A 16,370-nucleotide genomic window follows, 5' to 3' on the forward strand; every position below is an offset into this window, starting at 1 on the left:
TGGACTTGAATGGAATTATAAATTTTAATTATTCGAGAGTTCCCAGATAAATTAACAATATAACTATGAAACTGCATATCTAGATCAAATAATTTATTCCAATTCTTATCATTCGAATGCTCTTTCATTTGATCAACTACATGTATTATATTTTTGAAATGTTCCTCATTCAACTGAGGCACTGCTTTTACAAATGCATGTGCTTCAATTAAAGTACGTAATTCAATAATTTCCTTCCAATCTTTTTCAGAAAATGGCGCAACATATGTCCCTTTACGCGCTTTGCTAATAACCATTTCTTCATATTCTAATATTTTTAATGCTTCTCGTATTGTACTTCGGCTTACATCATATTCTTCAGACAATTCACTTTCAAGCAATCGTTCACCGAAGGTAAGTTCTCTATTCCATATTTTCCTTCGTAATTGCTCGGCGATTAATTCCCCAAGTGGTTCTTGTAATATGGGTCTATCCATTTATTTTCTTCCTCTCCCAAAAGACCCAACGCCGATTGTCGACATTGAGATTTATATTCAAGTATAGTTTTTGTCAAAGAAATTGTCAATTGGCTATTTTAAATATTCGAAATTTATAAATTGACTTCAGTTCAATTTATCGATATTTTAGAAATAATTGCTCATAAATATTACTAGGGGGAAAAAGGTTGAAAAAGAAAATAATAGCTTATAATCGTGTTGAAACACCCGTACTAAACGAGCTTCAAGAAAAATATGATGTGAAATTTTTTAAAAACATAGATCCCAAAACGGATACTGATTTTCTTGCTCACTTGAGTGAATCAGAAGGTATTATTGGTTTAGAGCTTGAAGTTGATGAAGAATTATTAGAGAAAGCACCTCATTTGAAGGTTGTCAGCAATGTATCGGTTGGATACAACAATTTAGACATCGATGCGTTGACAAAGCGCAACATTATGGCTACAAATACACCAGATGTGTTAACCGATACAGTGGCTGATACAATTTTTGGAATATTATTATCAGCAGCACGCAGAATTCCTGAATTGGATCATTTCGTTAAAAGTCGCAAATGGACTGAAGCACTTGAGCCTGAGCATTTCGGGGTTGATGTTCACCATAAAACGCTAGGAATAATTGGAATGGGTCGGATTGGCCAAGCAATTGCCCAAAGAGCAAACCATGGATTTAATATGGATATTTTATATCATAGCCGCAGCCGAAAAAAGGATGCAGAGGAAAAGTATAATGCGACGTATTGTTCTTTAGATAACCTATTAAGCAAGGCTGACTTCATTGTCTTAATTACACCTTTGACAAAAGAAACGGAAGGCATGATTGGGAGAAGAGAATTTGAAAAAATGAAGGAGAATGCCATTTTCATCAATGGCTCTCGTGGTAAAACGATTGTTGAAAAAGATCTTATTGAAGCTTTACGAAATGGGGAGATCGCCGCTGCTGGGCTAGATGTATTTGAACAGGAGCCTGTCAATCACGATAACCCTTTATTAGATATGAAAAATGTTGTCACGTTACCACATATAGGATCCTCGACGTTTGAAACCGAGCTAGCAATGTCGAAACTAGCTGCCAAAAACCTTGAAGCTGGACTTAAAGGTGAAATGCCTCCAACATTAATCAATAAAGAGGTATGGAAAGAGAAATAAGTTAATTTTTTTCTTAATGCCATTAAATAGCGAATTGTTTAATACGAAATCCAATTATTATTAAGTTTTTTTTCGAATTGACTGTCGCTTTAAAAATAAATCGGGCCTTGAAGGAGTTTACACATTTTGTAAATCGTTCAGGGCCCTTTGTTTATAATGCTTTATCTAATGCTTCCTTAATTCGATCTTCCGTAAAAGGCTTTACAATAAAATCCATTGCTCCCGCCTGAATTGCATCTACGACCATTCCCTGCTGACCCATTGCGGAGCACATTATAATTTTCACATCGGTATTTAGTTTTTTGATCTCTTTTACTGCCTCTACACCATTCATTTCAGGCATCGTTATATCCATCGTTATTAAGTCTGGTGTAGTTTCTTTAAATTTATCAATAGCCTCTATACCATTCGCTGCTTCTGCAACAACTTCATGCCCTAATTTTGTTAATATATCTTTTAGTTGCATTCGCATAAAAGCTGCATCATCTGTTACTAATATTTTTGCCACAATTAATTGCCCTCCAGTGTTATGATTGTTTTTAAAATAATTTTGCAATTTTAAACAACAACTAATCTTTCCCCGTCTGATCGATTTTATATTAAACGAAAAAAGGGGAATTTTCAACATTTTATAAAAAAATTATACTAGCCAAATTATTTAATTAAATGAATTAATCGCGATGCATTAATCTTTAAATACTTAAAAAGACTGCATATCAGCTGAATTTGAGTTTGTTAAAACTGTCACATTTTGATCATCATACTGTAGGCAAATTGACAAAATCAGTGCAATAAACTTGCTGAATATCGGGTAAAGTATAAGAAGTGGGGTGTATAACATGTATAAAAAACATGACAAAATCTTAATGTGGCTAGCCTTTAGTGTTGCAATTATTATGTTACTGTCCATTCTTGGGCGGGTTTTTGGCGGATAAAAAAGGAGGCTTTATATATGTTCGATGCTGATTCTGTATTTCTTAGTCGGGTTTTAACCGAGTTAACTTTATCTTTTCATATTATATACGCAACAATTGGTGTAGGGGTTCCACTCATGATCATGCTTGCTCAGTGGGTAGGTATCAAAAAGAATGATGAGCATTATATCTTGCTTGCTAGACGTTGGACGCGTGGATTTGTAATTACCGTTGCTGTTGGTGTTGTAACTGGAACTGCAATTGGGTTGCAATTATCGCTCTTATGGCCTAATTTTATGGAATTAGCCGGAAACGTCATTGCATTACCGCTTTTTATGGAAACATTTGCATTCTTCTTTGAAGCAATCTTCTTAGGAATTTATTTATATACGTGGGATCGATTTGAAAATCAAAAAAAGCATATGCTTCTATTGATTCCTGTTGCACTTGGTGCTGCGTTTTCAGCCGTATTTATTACTATGGTTAATGCTTTTATGAACGCGCCACAAGGCTTCGATATTGTAAACGGTCAACTTGTCAACGTTAACCCAATCCTTGCTATGTTTAATCCGGCCATGCCGACGAAAGTAGCCCACGTTGTGGCGACTGCTTTTATGACTTCTGCATTTATATTAGCATCCATTGCCGCTTTTCGTTTGTTAAAAGGCTCGAATCACGTCTATCATAAAAAAGCTCTATACTTAACAATGAAAGTCGGATTAATTTTCTCCATTGCTGCTGCCCTTATCGGAGATTTTTCTGGTAAATATTTAGCTGAATACCAACCGGAAAAATTGGCGGCTGCGGAATGGCATTTTGAAACAGAGGAAGCTGCACCACTCATTCTTTTTGGGATTTTAAAAGACGGTGAAACAAAATATGCACTTGAAATACCGTATGCATTAAGTATATTAGCGCACAATGATCCAACAGCTGAAGTTATTGGACTGGATCAGTTCCCAGAGGATGAAATTCCTCCTCTATCTATTCACTATTTATTTAACCTAATGGTATTTATCGGAATGTGGATGATATTCTTGGCGGGTGTTTTCTGGTTAGGCGTTAAAAAGTCTTGGGCGTTTGTTCAAAGTCGTTGGTTCCGCTGGTTAATTGTATTAGGTGGACCTTTATCCATTATTGCAATTGAAGCTGGTTGGTGGATGGCTGAGGTTGGTCGTCAGCCATGGGTTCTTCGGGGTATTATGAAAACAGCCGATGCGGCCACTTCAAGTAACCAAGTCGATTTGATGCTCGTTTTATTTGCTGGATTATATGTTGTGCTTGGTATAGGCTCTGTTGTTGTCCTACGCCGCATGTTCAAAAGAAATCCAGTAGAACGAGAGCTCGAAGAACGTCATGCGGAAAAAGGTGGGGTTTAATATGACGCTCGATTTAGAAATTATCGGAATTATGGTACTGTGGACATTTCTGTTTGGATACGTCATTATTGGTTCAATTGACTTTGGTGCTGGCTTTTTCAATGCGTACAATTTAATTACGGATAAAGAGCACATATTAACCAAAATTATTCAAAGATACCTTTCGCCGGTCTGGGAAGTTACAAATGTTTTTCTTGTGTTCTTCTTTGTTGGGATTGTTGGCTTTTTTCCTAAAACGGCCTTTTACTACGGTACGACCTTGCTCGTGCCTGTCAGTATCGCGATTCTATTACTTGCTGTTCGTGGTTCCTATTATGCCTTTGAAACGTATGGTTCAAGAGGGCATAAAGGCTATTCCTTTATGTATGGACTATCTGGTTTATTCCTACCAGCCTCCTTATCTATAGTTTTAACGATATCAGAAGGTGGCTTCGTCTCAATTGAAAATAATCAGCCTGTACTCGACTACTGGGCTTTGTTTACAAGTCCGTTAACTTGGAGCATCGTATTTTTAAGTGTTGTAGCAGTGCTGTATATATCAGCAGTGTTTCTCACTTGGTATGCGAATAAAGCAAACGATGTACCTGCTACAAATCTAATGCGTAAATATGCTTTAATATGGTCTTTGCCAACTATTATTACTGCTGGGGGAATAATCTATGAATTAAGCTTTCACAATGAAGAACATTTCAATCGAATGCTTGATTTATGGTGGGTGTTTGGTTTATCTTTCTTGTTATTTGTCGGTACTGTTTGGTTACTATGGAAAAAGTCAAACTATGGACTTGCATTTGGCTTGTTAGTCGGGCAGTTTGCATTTGCCTTTTACGGCTATGGGTTATCTCACTACCCATACTTGCTTTACCCGCACTTAACACTTTACGATAGCTTTACAAATGAGGCGATGGCCATTTCACTTATTGTAGCATTTATAGCCGGCTTAGCATTATTATTACCTTCACTTTACCTTTTATTACGTCTGTTTTTGTTCAATAAGGATTATGTAAAAGGAAAATCGGATCATTATTAATGGAAGGGTGACATATATATGAATGAGTTTATTATGTTTTTTGCACCTTTTATTGTCCTGATTTTAGCAATTCTGTTTGTCTTTTGGGTCGCTCCGAAAGACAAATCTGTAGCTGAACGAGATAAAACGGAGTAGAGTTTAGAACATACCTGTTAAGATGTATAAGAAGTCAAACAGTCCACCATTTAAGCGATGGACGGTTTGACTTCTTTTAATTATTTTGCTAATAGAATGAATTTCATAGTTCCAGCTCGGGGATCAAAAGCTTGGGAAATTATCTATAATCGACGTACAGCCGAACGAATTAATGCGTATCTTAAAGAGCTCTTTTCAATTAAACAAAGTTCGTTACAGACCAGGTAAACGAGCAAAAATTCATTTTGGTATCGTCACCTTAATGTACAATGCATCTAAATTAGCAGTTGATTGAATTCATGCAGCATTCAACCAAGCATAGCAACACCAACTCGTCTGTGTGGAATCCGGATCCACGCAGACTCCTGCAGGAATAGCAACAGCCGAAAATCCATTTTAAAAGTTTTAGGGCAACCTTTTAAAATTAGTTGAGGCGTTGCCTACGGAAAGCGGAGTGGATCCGGATGGGACGCAGACACCAATCTCGATTTAAATTTTTAAATCGATTTTAAAATTCTGTTCCTTTGTGTTTTTTTAAAAATGGCTATTATGAAATTGGCTCACTAGTATGGGTTGTACAATATATGACGATAGTGAAGAAAAATCACATTACTTTTTGATAGGCAAATGTGAAGGATATTCTTTCACTAACGAGCTACAGAAGCTGAGGCCGTACTCACGAAAAGCCTGTCAGCTGTAGTGTAAATGAGCGAAATTAGAGCGCAAGCTGATGTTATCGTTCTACTTCATTAGTACGTTTTCCTCGACTTAAATTACATCACCAACGTGATTTGACAAAGAACCATAGTATGCCGCTACTATCAAACTGCTTTTCTCTGTTTTAAATTTACTTTATATGTTATATCAATCATTGTACGTCACTATTATTTACTTAAATCATTTACAAGAGGAAGCACTTCTTTTAAACGTGTAATTTCATACGTTGGTTTTACCTTATCACTTACCTTATCATGATGGTTAATCCAAACGGACGCAATTTCAACCTTTGAGGCGCCTAAAATATCCGTCATTAGATTATCTCCGACCATTATTGCTTCGTTTGCACGTACATCTAGCTCTTCAAGCGCATGAGTAAAGATTGCAGGGTCTGGTTTGCCGCTACCAAAATTCCCTGAAATAATTATAGGATCAAAATATGGTACGAGCTCAGGTGTAATTTCCAGCTTTGTTTGTTGTAAGCTTGGCGACCCGTTCGTCAACAGTGCTAATTTGTACTTTCCTTTTAACTGATCAAGCACGGTAAACGTTTCCTCATAGACAAAAACACTCTCTTTTCGTTTTACTGGAAATGTTTCTGCCAGCTCATACCCAAATGCTTCATCTTCAATGCCAACCTCTTTTAATCCTCTTGTCCATGCATTGGTGCGGTAGTGCGGAACGATTTCCTTCATTTTTTGAAACGACTCTCCAGCGTCATCAAAATCTCCCCACAGACCTTCAAACGGATTTATACCAATGTTTTTTGTGAAATCGTATGTTTCGTACGTTGCATACAACTTGCGTGCCTGCTGGCGAACCTTTTCTTCCAATAATTCAGGATCAACGTTATACTTTTTGTTTGCAATTTCACACGTTTTTTTAAAAGCTTCTTGAACACTTCGTTCATCCCATAATAAAGTATCATCTAAATCAAAAATTATTGCCTTTATCATGCTGCATCTCCCTTTCTCGATTCCTCTGTTAGCACTTAGCTTATCATATATTTTTGTTATCTGCTTTTACTATTTTTGTACGTTATCTTTTCTTATTGATTTCTGTAAAATTTCCGCGAAATTTTTCATCAAATATTACTCTGCTCCGTCGATACGTTATTGGATAATAAATTTTGTTTTGCTGCTGCCTTCATTCGTTTTAGTTACTTCTAGTATAGCTGGGAACATTGCTTTTAGCTCCTTCACATGCGAAATCACGCCGATCGTTCGTCCAGAACGTTGGAGTTCAATTAACGTATCAATTGCTTTATATAATGACTCTTCATCAAGAGAACCAAATCCTTCATCAATAAACATCGTATCAATTGCAATATTGCCTTGAAAGGACTGAATTACATCAGACATCCCTAAAGCTAAACTAAGGCTTGCGTTAAACTTCTCCCCTCCTGAGAGTGATTTTACATCACGTGTTTGTCCTGTATACGCATCATACACATCTAGGGCAAGTCCACTTTGACGCCCATGTGTTTCTTGACGATCGCTGCGCATTAATAAAAACTGCCCATTCGATAACCGTTTCAATCTATGGTTTGCCGCATCAATTATTTGCTCCAAATATTCCATTTGCAAATACCGTTCAAAAGAAATCTTTTGACTGTTTTGTCCTCTAATTACATCATATAAATCAGTAAGGAGTACCAGCTTTTCTTCTTGCCTTCTTACCTTTTGATACGTATTTTCAATTTTTTCTTTTATCGAATGCGCTTCCTTGAGGTAATCTTTTGATAAATTAAATATTTTAAGTGCTTGCTCATACGCTTGCTTCAAGTGTTGCAATTGGGCGTGAATCTCTGTAAGGTCTTTTTTTTGTTTATCTTTTAACGCGTCTTGCAGTTCTTTGACTTGGTGGTGTATTGTAGAAACATTTTGTTTGAAGTTATTTATTTTTTCCTTCAAGCTCTGTCGATCAGCTGAAGACATTTTTGCTTCTTCATACTTACTCTCTGATGGAAAGTCAGACTCTTTAAGCATAGCAAAAAAATGTGTTTCTAATTCACTGCACTTTCTTTTTGCTTCGTCCCATTGCTGTTTTGCATGTTTGGAATTCGCATTTGCTCTCGTTTCTGCTTCCTGTGCCTGCTGAAAATTTCTCTGTGCCATTTCCCATGCGTTCAAAAGCTGCGTTTTCTTTGTTTCTGCTTCTGTAATTTGTTGCTCAAGCGCAGATAAGGAACGAGCATTTTCAGGGATAGCGCGTACTCTTTCCTTTTGCACAGCACAATTTGTGTCATAATTTGACTTCTGATTTACATATGTTTCTTGTATTTCTTTATATTCTTCTTCCAACCGTTTATGCTCGCTTACTAATTGCTCGTGTGCATCTTTTAGTTTTGTTAGTCTTTTTCTGTTTGCCTCCATATTAGCTACTTCTACTTTTAATTGCTTTCCTTCATTTACGAGGCGTTCCATTTCTTGTTCTGCTTCACTATCCTGGATACCGTATTGCTGCAGTGCCTCTTTGAATTCTTGTAAGCGCGATTTGTTCAACTTATCCCTATCTGAGACTTCTCGATACGCCGATTCTTCGCTTTCAAACTTCTGCTTCATCTTCTCAAGCTGTTCTGTTGTTACGAGATTTTCCTCCCGGGCTTTATTTGGGTGGTTTTCACTTCCGCATACAGGGCAAGCATCACCATCGTGGAGATGAGAAGCAAGTATTGCCGCTTGGTTGTGTAACCAAGTTTTTTCTACCTCTTTATATGCTGTCTTCATTTTTTCAAAGGATGCTTGCTTCGTTTGCACTTCTTTCGTTAATACACGTTCATTTTGTTTCTCTTCCAAATATCGCTTTAAAGCGGTTGCTTGTTCTCTCATGAGGAGTAATTTTTCCTTTTCTTCTGGATACCGCTCGATCTCTTTTTCAATCCTTTTTATTTCGTTCTCTTCTTCTTGGCGTTTTGCTTCTATTTTTGATACGTACTTTTTTTGCTCTTCCAGCTTATGATAACTTGCTCGTACATCTTTCCGAAGCTTTTCTAACTGACTGTTTTTTTCATCAATTTCTTTTACAGCTGGTAAAAATTCTCGCAAGCGAGTTACATGTTGTGCTGCTGCATCTCTTTCGCCCTGTCTATTCGCTTCTCGATCAAACGTCTGCTTCGCTTGTGTATGTTGTTCGATTGCCTTTGTTCTATCCTTTTGAGCTTGGGCATACGCTACTGCTTTTGCTTTCTCTTCCTGTCGCATTACTTGGAGTTGGCTTTCGTATGGAAAAAGCTCATTTGCTTTTTCTGCACGTTTTAGCAATCGTTCTTTTTCATTAAAAGCGGGTAATTGTTGTTCCAACTCTTTTTGCTTTCGTTGTTTATCTTCTAGCTCCTCAAACCGTTCATTAATTATTTTCTGTTCAAAATAAACATTCGCACTTTTGTCATGCTTATTATAAGCAGCTTCATATGCCTTTTCATCTATTATTATTTTATTTTCATAAAAAACGATTTCTTCATCTAAACCATCAAGCAGTTGGTTCATATTAAAATGTTCTTTTTTCAATACTTGAAATAATGTAGATTGCTCCCTGACTGGTAATGTAGCTTGAATACTTTGCACATTCGTATCAAGTAATTGCTGCTCGCGTTTAAATTGATTATTTAGCTCATCTTTTCTTTCCTTTAATCGTCCTCCAATTTGTTGATACGATTCCGTTCTAAACAAACGACGTAAAATAGCTTCCTTATTTTCGGTTTGTGAAGTTAAAAGTTTACGAAACTCGCCTTGTGGCAGCATCACTATTTGTTTAAATTGATCTTGGGTCAATCCGATTAACGATTCTATTTTTTTATTAATCTCGGATACAATTGGACGATCGACACATGGCTTTTCTATCCCATCCACGAATTCAACAAATTCATAGCGATCGCCGGTTTTATTTTTATTGCCTTTCTTCACATGTGCCAGCTGTCGGAAAATACGATACTGTTTGCCATGTATATCGAATGTCAATTCAACCGCCGTATGAACATCATCGTCCGCAAAATCACTACGGAGCATTGAATAATTTTCTCGATCCTGTCCACTGGCCGAGCCGTACAATGCAAAACAAATCCCATCAAAGATTGTTGTTTTTCCTGCACCTGTATTCCCAGAGATGACAAAAAGACGATTTGCTTTTAGCGTTGTAAAATCGATTATCTCCGTATTTTTATACGGTCCAAATGCCGTTAATTTCAATTTTAATGGTTTCATTTGCATCCTCCATCAATCGTGTCATTTGTTTGGCACAGTCGTTTTTGCTTCTTCATGCGTTTCTTTTTCTTCTTTAAGTAAGTCATCCAGCACTTCTTTTAATATATCTTCTGTTTCCTCAGAAGCTTCTCTCCCTTTCACTTCTTTGTAAAAGGCTTTAAACAATTCTAAATCAGTCATTTTTGTCCGACCTTTTGAGTAGGTTTCTTGCTTAGATGAACGACTGGAAAAGTAATTTTTTCGTTCAACATGCATTGCATTTGGAAAAACGGAGCGTACCTTTTCCATTGGTGATAGAATAGGAGTTTCGTCCTTTAAGCTCACAAACACGTAGTCATCACTCGTTGGATACGTTAACAGCTCGTCCATCGTTGCTTCTATTGTGCGCATATCTCTTTTTGGAGTTAGATTTCGTTTTTCGACGGTTACTTCACCTGCTTCATCAAGCTCTACAATATAAAACCCTTTTTGATGATGCTCTTCCGATATTGAATATTTTAAAATAGATCCAGCATAACGAATCGTTTCTTGCAACACTGTATGAGCCCGATGTAAATGACCGAGAGCTGTATAATGAAAATCAGTAAAAATTCGCGCATTCACATATTCCGCTCCGCCGATCGATAGCGGTCGTTCGGAATCACTCGTATTCTCTTCTTCCTCACCATAAGGAGTCGCAAAAGCATGCCCAACATAAATATGTCGTGCTTCCGGGTCTTTCTTTCTATGAATCTCATCTACTATTTTTTTAGCTGCTTCATCATGCGTTCGAATTGTTTCGTCCTGAAACAAATGACGAACAACGCTCGGGTCACAGTATGGGATAAGATAGACATGTACTTCACCAAAATCATCGTGTAAAACAACTGGATCAAGTTCCTTTGTCAATTGCCCTGTAATATGTAATCCATTCTTTTTTAACATATTGCTAGCAAAATGAAGCCTACTCGGACTGTCGTGGTTTCCTGCAATGGCTAATACGGGTATTCCCAGCTGTAAAACTATTGTATCTAGCGCTTTATTCAATAAATGTACCGCTTCTGTCGGTGGAACTGCCCGGTCGTATAAATCGCCAGCGATAATTACAGCGTCTGGTTTTTCTTTTTTTATCTGAGCAATAAACTCTTCAAGTATATATTGCTGATCCTCTGTCATATACATACCTTGTACGAGTTTACCTAAATGCCAATCCGCAGTATGAAAAAACTTCATAAAAATCCCCCTCTTGTATATTATGTTTAGGCATTATTATTCCGCCTATTGTTTCTAAATGGTTCTATATCAATAATCGGGTATGTTATGCCCGTTACTTTGCACTACAGGCGGACGCTTTCCGCGAGCAGGGCTTGAGACTCCTCGGAAGAAAACCATTTCCTGTGGGGTATCAAGACGCATGCTTTTCCCGCCGGAGTCGCCGCCTTTCATTCCAAGTAACTTCCTTTTAATCACTGGCTTAGTTTAGTGTTGTCTTTTTTAGCATATTTGTTTCTTGATATCTTTATATTTAATTATCCTGCTCTTGACCTATCACCGCAGTCTTTTATTACGTTATCAATCAAACGCGATGTGAATTCACGCATTATAAAATCATTAATCAATCGGACTGTTCCTTCATAGTAAATTCCCTACCTATAGATAAATGCATTAAAAGCAAACTAAAAAGGGAACACTTGCTATAATATTGAAAGACTTCAAACAAATACGATCCGAAAACATTGGAAAACTACTTCCTATGATCATTATACGTCAACCACGTATGTTTCGCATCCAGGTTTTATGCAATGTGGAGCTTGTTTAATGCTACGGTTTAGAAGATCCATGTTTAAATTCACTTTTTAAAGGTATAAGAATAAATAAAACTATTTTTTTGAAGGAGGAACTAATGACAATTGTACAAATTGTATTACTGCTAACAATTGGGTACTTTATTTTCACACTTGACATGAAGCAAAACAAACTCCCTGTACCTGTTATTCTTGTTATTATTGGTATTGGTTTATCATTTACACCTTACTTTGCAACGATAAAAGTAACCGAAGATATGATTTATTCCGTTTTTCTACCTAGTTTATTGTTTATTTCTGCCTATCAATTTTCATCAAAATCATTAAAAAAACACGCAGGTATTATTAGTTTTCTAAGTACGATTGGAATTATTGCTACAATGCTATTTTTAGGATTGTTTATTTATTATTTCAATTTTTCTTATACTACTATTCCTTTTCTAGGAGCACTATTGCTGGCAACAATTTTAACTCCAACAGATCCTGTATCTGTTGTATCTGTGCTAAAGCAATCTTCCGATAATCCTGATATAGCTGCCATAGTTGATGGGGAATCAATGATAAATGACGGTACGAGTATTGTATTGTTTTCATTTATTTTTGACATGTATGTAAACGGGCAATCGTTACATATGCTTAATTTTATTCAATCATTTTTATTTGTCTCTTTTGGTGGAATTGCGATCGGACTAAGCGTTGGTTGGCTATTAAGTAAGGCGGTACATATCTTCTCTAAAAGAGATTACCAAGTTATGTTAAGTATAGTAATTGCGTATGGGGGATTTCATCTTGCCGAGCATTTTGGTGTTTCGGGTGTACTTGCAACCGTAACTTCAGGTATTATGCTTTCTTGGGAATTTAGTCGTGTAAATAAGGAGGATCATTACCGGGAAAAATTAGATGGTTTTTGGGGTGTAATAGAGCCGTCATTGCTCAGTTTACTTTTCTTACTAATTGGTATAGAAGTAGCTGACTATTTAGTTCATAGTCTTTGGGCTTACGTAATCGTACTATTTTTCGCAACAATATTCATTCGCTTTTTAATTGTTTTAGGAACGATGAAGTTGTTTTCTAAGTGGAATCACATATCATTAGATCAGTCTTTCATCATTTCTTGGTCTGGAATTAAAGGTACGATGTCCATATTTTTATTGCTAACTTTAACCTTAGCTTCAACAAATAATACAGACACAATTGTTTCAATCGGATTTTCAGTCGTCTTGTTATCTTTAATTATTCAAAGTATCGGTGTCTACCCTTTATCCTTGATCATAAATAAAAGAACACAACGAATCGAGGCGAACAAATAGCCTCGATTCGCTTCAAGTTCATTTTTTATTGGCGCTTTTTCGTTTTTTTATTATTGAACCGTTCCGTTGCTGTCCATGGTTCATTCGCTAATTCATGGTCGTATTTTTTTGAAAGTTTTTTACGTACAGCATGTTCATCACTCACTGGTTTTTTTCTTGGCATGCGCACACTTCTCCTCTCAATCAGAAATTCATTTTTTTATACTTATAAATCTACTCTTTGCTAATATAGAGCGTTTGAGGTGTATACGTGTTTTTATTCATTAGGCGTATGAGAACAGGGGTTATCTCTATGATCATATAGTTTGGATCGTCAGCATCTTTAAACCATTGCTTCATGCTTTCATTCCATAACTTTTCTTTTAAAGACGCAGAATCATTAACAGACACTTTCCCTTCATACTCCACATACGCATCACCAAATCCCTCTCCGTTATATCCTAAGATAATATGCGTGTACGGATTATCCTTCATTTCTTCTACCTTATGGGTCTCCTTGCTCGTAGCTGTAAACAATTGTAAATTTTCATGATAGAAAGTCATGTATCGGGAATGTGGCTTATTAGCTTTAACAGTTGCCATAGGACCTACTGTATCATGTTCGAGGATGCTTTCAATTTGCTCGCGAAGTTTTTGTTCCTCCAATTCATCTCCTCCTTCCAGTATGTATATTATTGCTTATTATTGCTTTTTTATTAGCTCGATTTAACCTACGCTTGAAAGCATTCATTAGCTTTTGTACAGTTAGTATAAAATAATGTTAATGCTCCGATTTATTCGGTCGAAAGTATAAAATTAACGGATCGATTTACTATTTATTGGTACCGTCATAAAGTGATTTTATATTCATGAATCCTCTGATTGATTATAGCCATACTATACGAGAAAGTTCGATTTATAGAGGGGTGATTAATATGGAAGCAAGTGAAAACGAGCCAACAAATTACTTTGACCAATCCATTATGGATTACAAACAAGGCAGCAGTCGAGTACAAAAGCATTTGCCTAATGTCGTTCAAGGCTATTTTAACTTTACGGAAGCATGTTTCAAAGAAGGAACAATTAGCCAAAAGCATAAACAACTAACGGCACTCGGCATAAGTATATTTGCACAAGATGAGTATTGTATTATGTATCATGCTAAAGGGGCAGTCGAACATGGGGCAACAGAAGATGAATTAATGGAAACAATTGCTGTTTGTGCTGCACTTGGCGGTGGTGCCGCATTTTCGCAAGGTGTCACATTAGCTTTGGACACATTTGATTTTTATAGAGAAACGAATCATTAAACACATCATCCACTTGACTCTAATAAATCAAGTGGATGATGTATTTCACTATTAAATTACTTCATTAAAAATTAAACCTTTATCAAATTCAATTACTTTTAAACGATTTGTTTTCTTTATATAAATACTTTTCACACGATTTTTTCCGTTTTCATCTTGTAGAACAATAATGCGTTTATTTGGATTATCCTCTACTACGTTTACTGAATAATCTGCATATCCCTTTTCCGCTAAAATCTCTTTTTCAGGATATGTTTGTACCGTACTTGGGTCTTGAACATCAACTTCATCTACTTCTACAATCTTGTTTTGCTCGTTTAATTGTGGCTCCTTCACATGGTCAGCAGAAACGAGTCCATATGTTGCGCTACCTGCTGCAATAAGTACTGCTACTATTATTATAGTAGTAACTGTTTTTTTCATATTGTTTCTCTCCTCATTTAGTATGTTTAGGCTTTCTTTACGGCCTATTAATTCTTACTAATTTACAAAAACACCAAAACCTCTTTGTTGATAACTCCATTACCTGTAACGGAGGCCGGATGCTGTTCGCAAGCCTGGTTTGATTCTCCACGGAATAATTATTTTCAACTTAACATATCACCCGTGGTCTTTAGTAAGTATGTTTATATAATAAACCACACAGATTAAAGAAAGCTTTGATTAAAATTAGAAATTGATGAGAAAATATAAAAAGCTAAAAGAAAAGAGGGCTTCAATTATCGACAACCGATAACGAAACCCTCTCATTTATGTGGCTAGTAATGAACTAGCCTTTTACGAAATTTGCGGCGAAGATGCATGTGTTCACATCCACATGAAGAAATACTTCGACTTATGCAAATCAGCTCATCGCTTTATCATTATACCATATTATCTATAGCAAAAGAGGATTTTTATAAAGTTTTAGTGAAATAGTAATGTGGTATAGTACGAATTAGAATGTTAAAAAGGAGTGACTTATTATATGGCAAAGATTGCAACCATACTAACAAATTTGTATGAAGACTCAGAGTTTACGGACCCTGCCCAAGCATTTGAAAAGGAAGGACATGAAGTAATAACTATTGAAAAGGAAGCGGGCAAGGAAGTTAAAGGTAAAAAGGGCGGAACAGTAACGATCGATAAAAGTATATCGGATGTAAAACCAGATGATTTTGATGCTCTATTTATTCCTGGCGGCTTTTCACCAGATACATTGCGAGCAGATGATCGTTTTGTTAAATTCACAAAAGCTTTTATGGACGCTAAAAAACCAGTATTCGCTATTTGTCATGGTCCACAGTTATTAATTACAGCTAAATCACTTAAAGATCGTGACGTAACTGGATATGTATCAATTCATGTTGATTTAGAAAATGCTGGTGCAAATTTGCACGATAAGGAAGTTGTTGTCTGTCAAAATCAGCTCGTAACAAGTCGAACACCGAATGATTTACCTGCGTTTATTCGCGAATCAAATAAACTTCTCAAATAACCACAAAAAACGGATTTTTTTCAAATGACGTTGGTGATGTATTTTAAGTTGAGGAATATCTACTAATTAAGTAAAGCGAAAATAGCAAAGCTTGCGCTCTAATTTCGCTGACTTGCACTACATCCGACAGGCTTTCCGCGGGCACGGTCTCCCCTTCTGTAGCTCCTCTATTCAAGTCGCTACAGTGATCTTCGGACGCCGTCGATCTTTCGTTCCAGTCAGCTTAAAGGGTGGGAATAGCCTTATTGCACACACTTCAATGCTGCTTACGTTGCATTGGAGTGTGTTTCTTTATGTTTTGTATTGTATTTTGTTTTTACAGGCTTTCACTTGAAATAAAAACATGTTTCGATTTTTATAAATTGTGAAGCTTCTGGAACCATGAGCGGCTAAACAAGCGATTTCTCTCGGATATGGTTTTCGACGATTTTTATTCTACATGGAAACTCACTTGTTTTCTATTAGAAAATAAAAATAACGTTCGTGAC

16 protein-coding genes and 1 pseudogene are annotated in these 16,370 nt (G+C 36.4%); 8 read left to right on the forward strand and 9 right to left on the reverse strand.

Annotated features, from left to right (window positions below):
• Positions 1-476, reverse strand: a 476-nt coding sequence (locus tag ACLIBH_RS10505) for a GntR family transcriptional regulator (protein WP_439316669.1), incomplete at its 3' end; no start/stop codon positions are given.
• Positions 477-664: 188 nt separating this feature from the next.
• Here ACLIBH_RS10505 and ACLIBH_RS10510 point away from each other — a divergent pair.
• Entirely contained in the window at positions 665-1,645 is a 981-nt protein-coding gene (locus ACLIBH_RS10510) for a 2-hydroxyacid dehydrogenase (RefSeq protein ID WP_439316670.1), read from the forward strand.
• A 151-nt stretch (positions 1,646-1,796) separates the two neighbouring features.
• Here ACLIBH_RS10510 and ACLIBH_RS10515 read toward each other — a convergent pair whose 3' ends face one another.
• Complete coding sequence (locus tag ACLIBH_RS10515) at positions 1,797-2,153, reverse strand: response regulator (protein WP_439316671.1); 357 nt, start codon at positions 2,151-2,153, stop codon at positions 1,797-1,799.
• A gap of 444 nt (positions 2,154-2,597) precedes the next feature.
• On the opposite strand from ACLIBH_RS10515, the gene ACLIBH_RS10520 reads away from it, so the two are divergent.
• From ACLIBH_RS10520 to ACLIBH_RS10535, 4 genes and pseudogenes are all read left to right on the forward strand, one after another.
• Positions 2,598-3,938 carry a cytochrome ubiquinol oxidase subunit I gene (locus ACLIBH_RS10520; protein WP_439316672.1) on the forward strand — a complete coding sequence of 447 codons (1,341 nt, stop codon included), beginning with the start codon at positions 2,598-2,600 and terminating at the stop codon, positions 3,936-3,938.
• 1 nt (position 3,939) lies between these two features.
• The gene (locus ACLIBH_RS10525; protein ID WP_439316673.1) at positions 3,940-4,968 is read left to right on the forward strand and encodes a cytochrome d ubiquinol oxidase subunit II; all 1,029 of its coding nucleotides are present in this window, start codon (positions 3,940-3,942) and stop codon (positions 4,966-4,968) included.
• 18 nt (positions 4,969-4,986) lie between these two features.
• On the forward strand, positions 4,987-5,103 hold the full coding sequence (gene cydS / locus ACLIBH_RS10530; protein ID WP_439316674.1) for a cytochrome bd oxidase small subunit CydS: 117 nt from the start codon (positions 4,987-4,989) through the stop codon (positions 5,101-5,103).
• 102 nt (positions 5,104-5,205) lie between these two features.
• Positions 5,206-5,398 (forward strand): annotated as a pseudogene (locus ACLIBH_RS10535) (IS5/IS1182 family transposase); the annotation flags it as partial.
• A 589-nt stretch (positions 5,399-5,987) separates the two neighbouring features.
• Here the strand turns inward: ACLIBH_RS10535 and ACLIBH_RS10540 are convergent.
• From ACLIBH_RS10540 to ACLIBH_RS10555, 4 genes are all read right to left on the reverse strand, one after another.
• The gene (locus ACLIBH_RS10540) at positions 5,988-6,776 is read right to left on the reverse strand and encodes an HAD family hydrolase (RefSeq protein WP_439316675.1); all 789 of its coding nucleotides are present in this window, start codon (positions 6,774-6,776) and stop codon (positions 5,988-5,990) included.
• A 156-nt stretch (positions 6,777-6,932) separates the two neighbouring features.
• Positions 6,933-10,022, reverse strand: coding sequence for an AAA family ATPase (locus ACLIBH_RS10545; protein ID WP_439316676.1), 3,090 nt, complete (start codon positions 10,020-10,022; stop codon positions 6,933-6,935).
• A gap of 21 nt (positions 10,023-10,043) precedes the next feature.
• Positions 10,044-11,234: an exonuclease SbcCD subunit D gene (locus ACLIBH_RS10550; protein WP_439316677.1), complete on the reverse strand. Its 1,191-nt coding sequence runs from the start codon at positions 11,232-11,234 to the stop codon at positions 10,044-10,046.
• A gap of 69 nt (positions 11,235-11,303) precedes the next feature.
• Entirely contained in the window at positions 11,304-11,447 is a 144-nt protein-coding gene (locus tag ACLIBH_RS10555; RefSeq protein ID WP_439316678.1) for a hypothetical protein, read from the reverse strand.
• A gap of 457 nt (positions 11,448-11,904) precedes the next feature.
• Between ACLIBH_RS10555 and ACLIBH_RS10560 the strand changes: the two genes are divergently transcribed.
• On the forward strand, positions 11,905-13,116 hold the full coding sequence (locus tag ACLIBH_RS10560) for a cation:proton antiporter (RefSeq protein ID WP_439316679.1): 1,212 nt from the start codon (positions 11,905-11,907) through the stop codon (positions 13,114-13,116).
• A 25-nt stretch (positions 13,117-13,141) separates the two neighbouring features.
• On the opposite strand, the gene sspO is transcribed toward ACLIBH_RS10560, so the two are convergent.
• Complete coding sequence (gene sspO, locus ACLIBH_RS10565; protein ID WP_439316680.1) at positions 13,142-13,279, reverse strand: small acid-soluble spore protein O; 138 nt, start codon at positions 13,277-13,279, stop codon at positions 13,142-13,144.
• A gap of 50 nt (positions 13,280-13,329) precedes the next feature.
• Entirely contained in the window at positions 13,330-13,761 is a 432-nt protein-coding gene (locus tag ACLIBH_RS10570; protein ID WP_439316681.1) for a pyridoxamine 5'-phosphate oxidase family protein, read from the reverse strand.
• 269 nt (positions 13,762-14,030) lie between these two features.
• On the opposite strand from ACLIBH_RS10570, the gene ACLIBH_RS10575 reads away from it, so the two are divergent.
• Entirely contained in the window at positions 14,031-14,405 is a 375-nt protein-coding gene (locus tag ACLIBH_RS10575) for a carboxymuconolactone decarboxylase family protein (protein WP_439316682.1), read from the forward strand.
• 51 nt (positions 14,406-14,456) lie between these two features.
• On the opposite strand, the gene ACLIBH_RS10580 is transcribed toward ACLIBH_RS10575, so the two are convergent.
• Positions 14,457-14,828: a hypothetical protein gene (locus tag ACLIBH_RS10580; RefSeq protein ID WP_439316683.1), complete on the reverse strand. Its 372-nt coding sequence runs from the start codon at positions 14,826-14,828 to the stop codon at positions 14,457-14,459.
• Positions 14,829-15,372: 544 nt separating this feature from the next.
• On the opposite strand from ACLIBH_RS10580, the gene ACLIBH_RS10585 reads away from it, so the two are divergent.
• Positions 15,373-15,882, forward strand: a complete 510-nt coding sequence (locus tag ACLIBH_RS10585) for a type 1 glutamine amidotransferase domain-containing protein (protein WP_439316684.1) — start codon at positions 15,373-15,375, stop codon at positions 15,880-15,882.
• The last annotated feature ends 488 nt before the right edge of the window (positions 15,883-16,370 follow it).

The organism is Virgibacillus sp. W0430 (assembly GCF_051846935.1).
Taxonomy (GTDB): Bacteria; Bacillota; Bacilli; order Bacillales; family Amphibacillaceae; genus JBPYCR01.

What these genes read in the sequence shown, in the direction of transcription:
- ACLIBH_RS10555 (WP_439316678.1), bottom strand. Translation starts at nt 11,447, where the DNA reads ATGAAAGGCGGCGACTCCGGCGGGAAAAGCATGCGTCTTGATACCCCA.
- ACLIBH_RS10580 (WP_439316683.1), bottom strand. Translation starts at nt 14,828, where the DNA reads ATGAAAAAAACAGTTACTACTATAATAATAGTAGCAGTACTTATTGCA.
- ACLIBH_RS10525 (WP_439316673.1), top strand. Translation starts at nt 3,940, where the DNA reads ATGACGCTCGATTTAGAAATTATCGGAATTATGGTACTGTGGACATTT.
- ACLIBH_RS10545 (WP_439316676.1), bottom strand. Translation starts at nt 10,022, where the DNA reads ATGAAACCATTAAAATTGAAATTAACGGCATTTGGACCGTATAAAAAT.
- sspO (WP_439316680.1), bottom strand. Translation starts at nt 13,279, where the DNA reads ATGCCAAGAAAAAAACCAGTGAGTGATGAACATGCTGTACGTAAAAAA.
- ACLIBH_RS10520 (WP_439316672.1), top strand. Translation starts at nt 2,598, where the DNA reads ATGTTCGATGCTGATTCTGTATTTCTTAGTCGGGTTTTAACCGAGTTA.
- ACLIBH_RS10575 (WP_439316682.1), top strand. Translation starts at nt 14,031, where the DNA reads ATGGAAGCAAGTGAAAACGAGCCAACAAATTACTTTGACCAATCCATT.
- cydS (WP_439316674.1), top strand. Translation starts at nt 4,987, where the DNA reads ATGAATGAGTTTATTATGTTTTTTGCACCTTTTATTGTCCTGATTTTA.
- ACLIBH_RS10585 (WP_439316684.1), top strand. Translation starts at nt 15,373, where the DNA reads ATGGCAAAGATTGCAACCATACTAACAAATTTGTATGAAGACTCAGAG.
- ACLIBH_RS10540 (WP_439316675.1), bottom strand. Translation starts at nt 6,776, where the DNA reads ATGATAAAGGCAATAATTTTTGATTTAGATGATACTTTATTATGGGAT.
- ACLIBH_RS10550 (WP_439316677.1), bottom strand. Translation starts at nt 11,234, where the DNA reads ATGAAGTTTTTTCATACTGCGGATTGGCATTTAGGTAAACTCGTACAA.
- ACLIBH_RS10560 (WP_439316679.1), top strand. Translation starts at nt 11,905, where the DNA reads ATGACAATTGTACAAATTGTATTACTGCTAACAATTGGGTACTTTATT.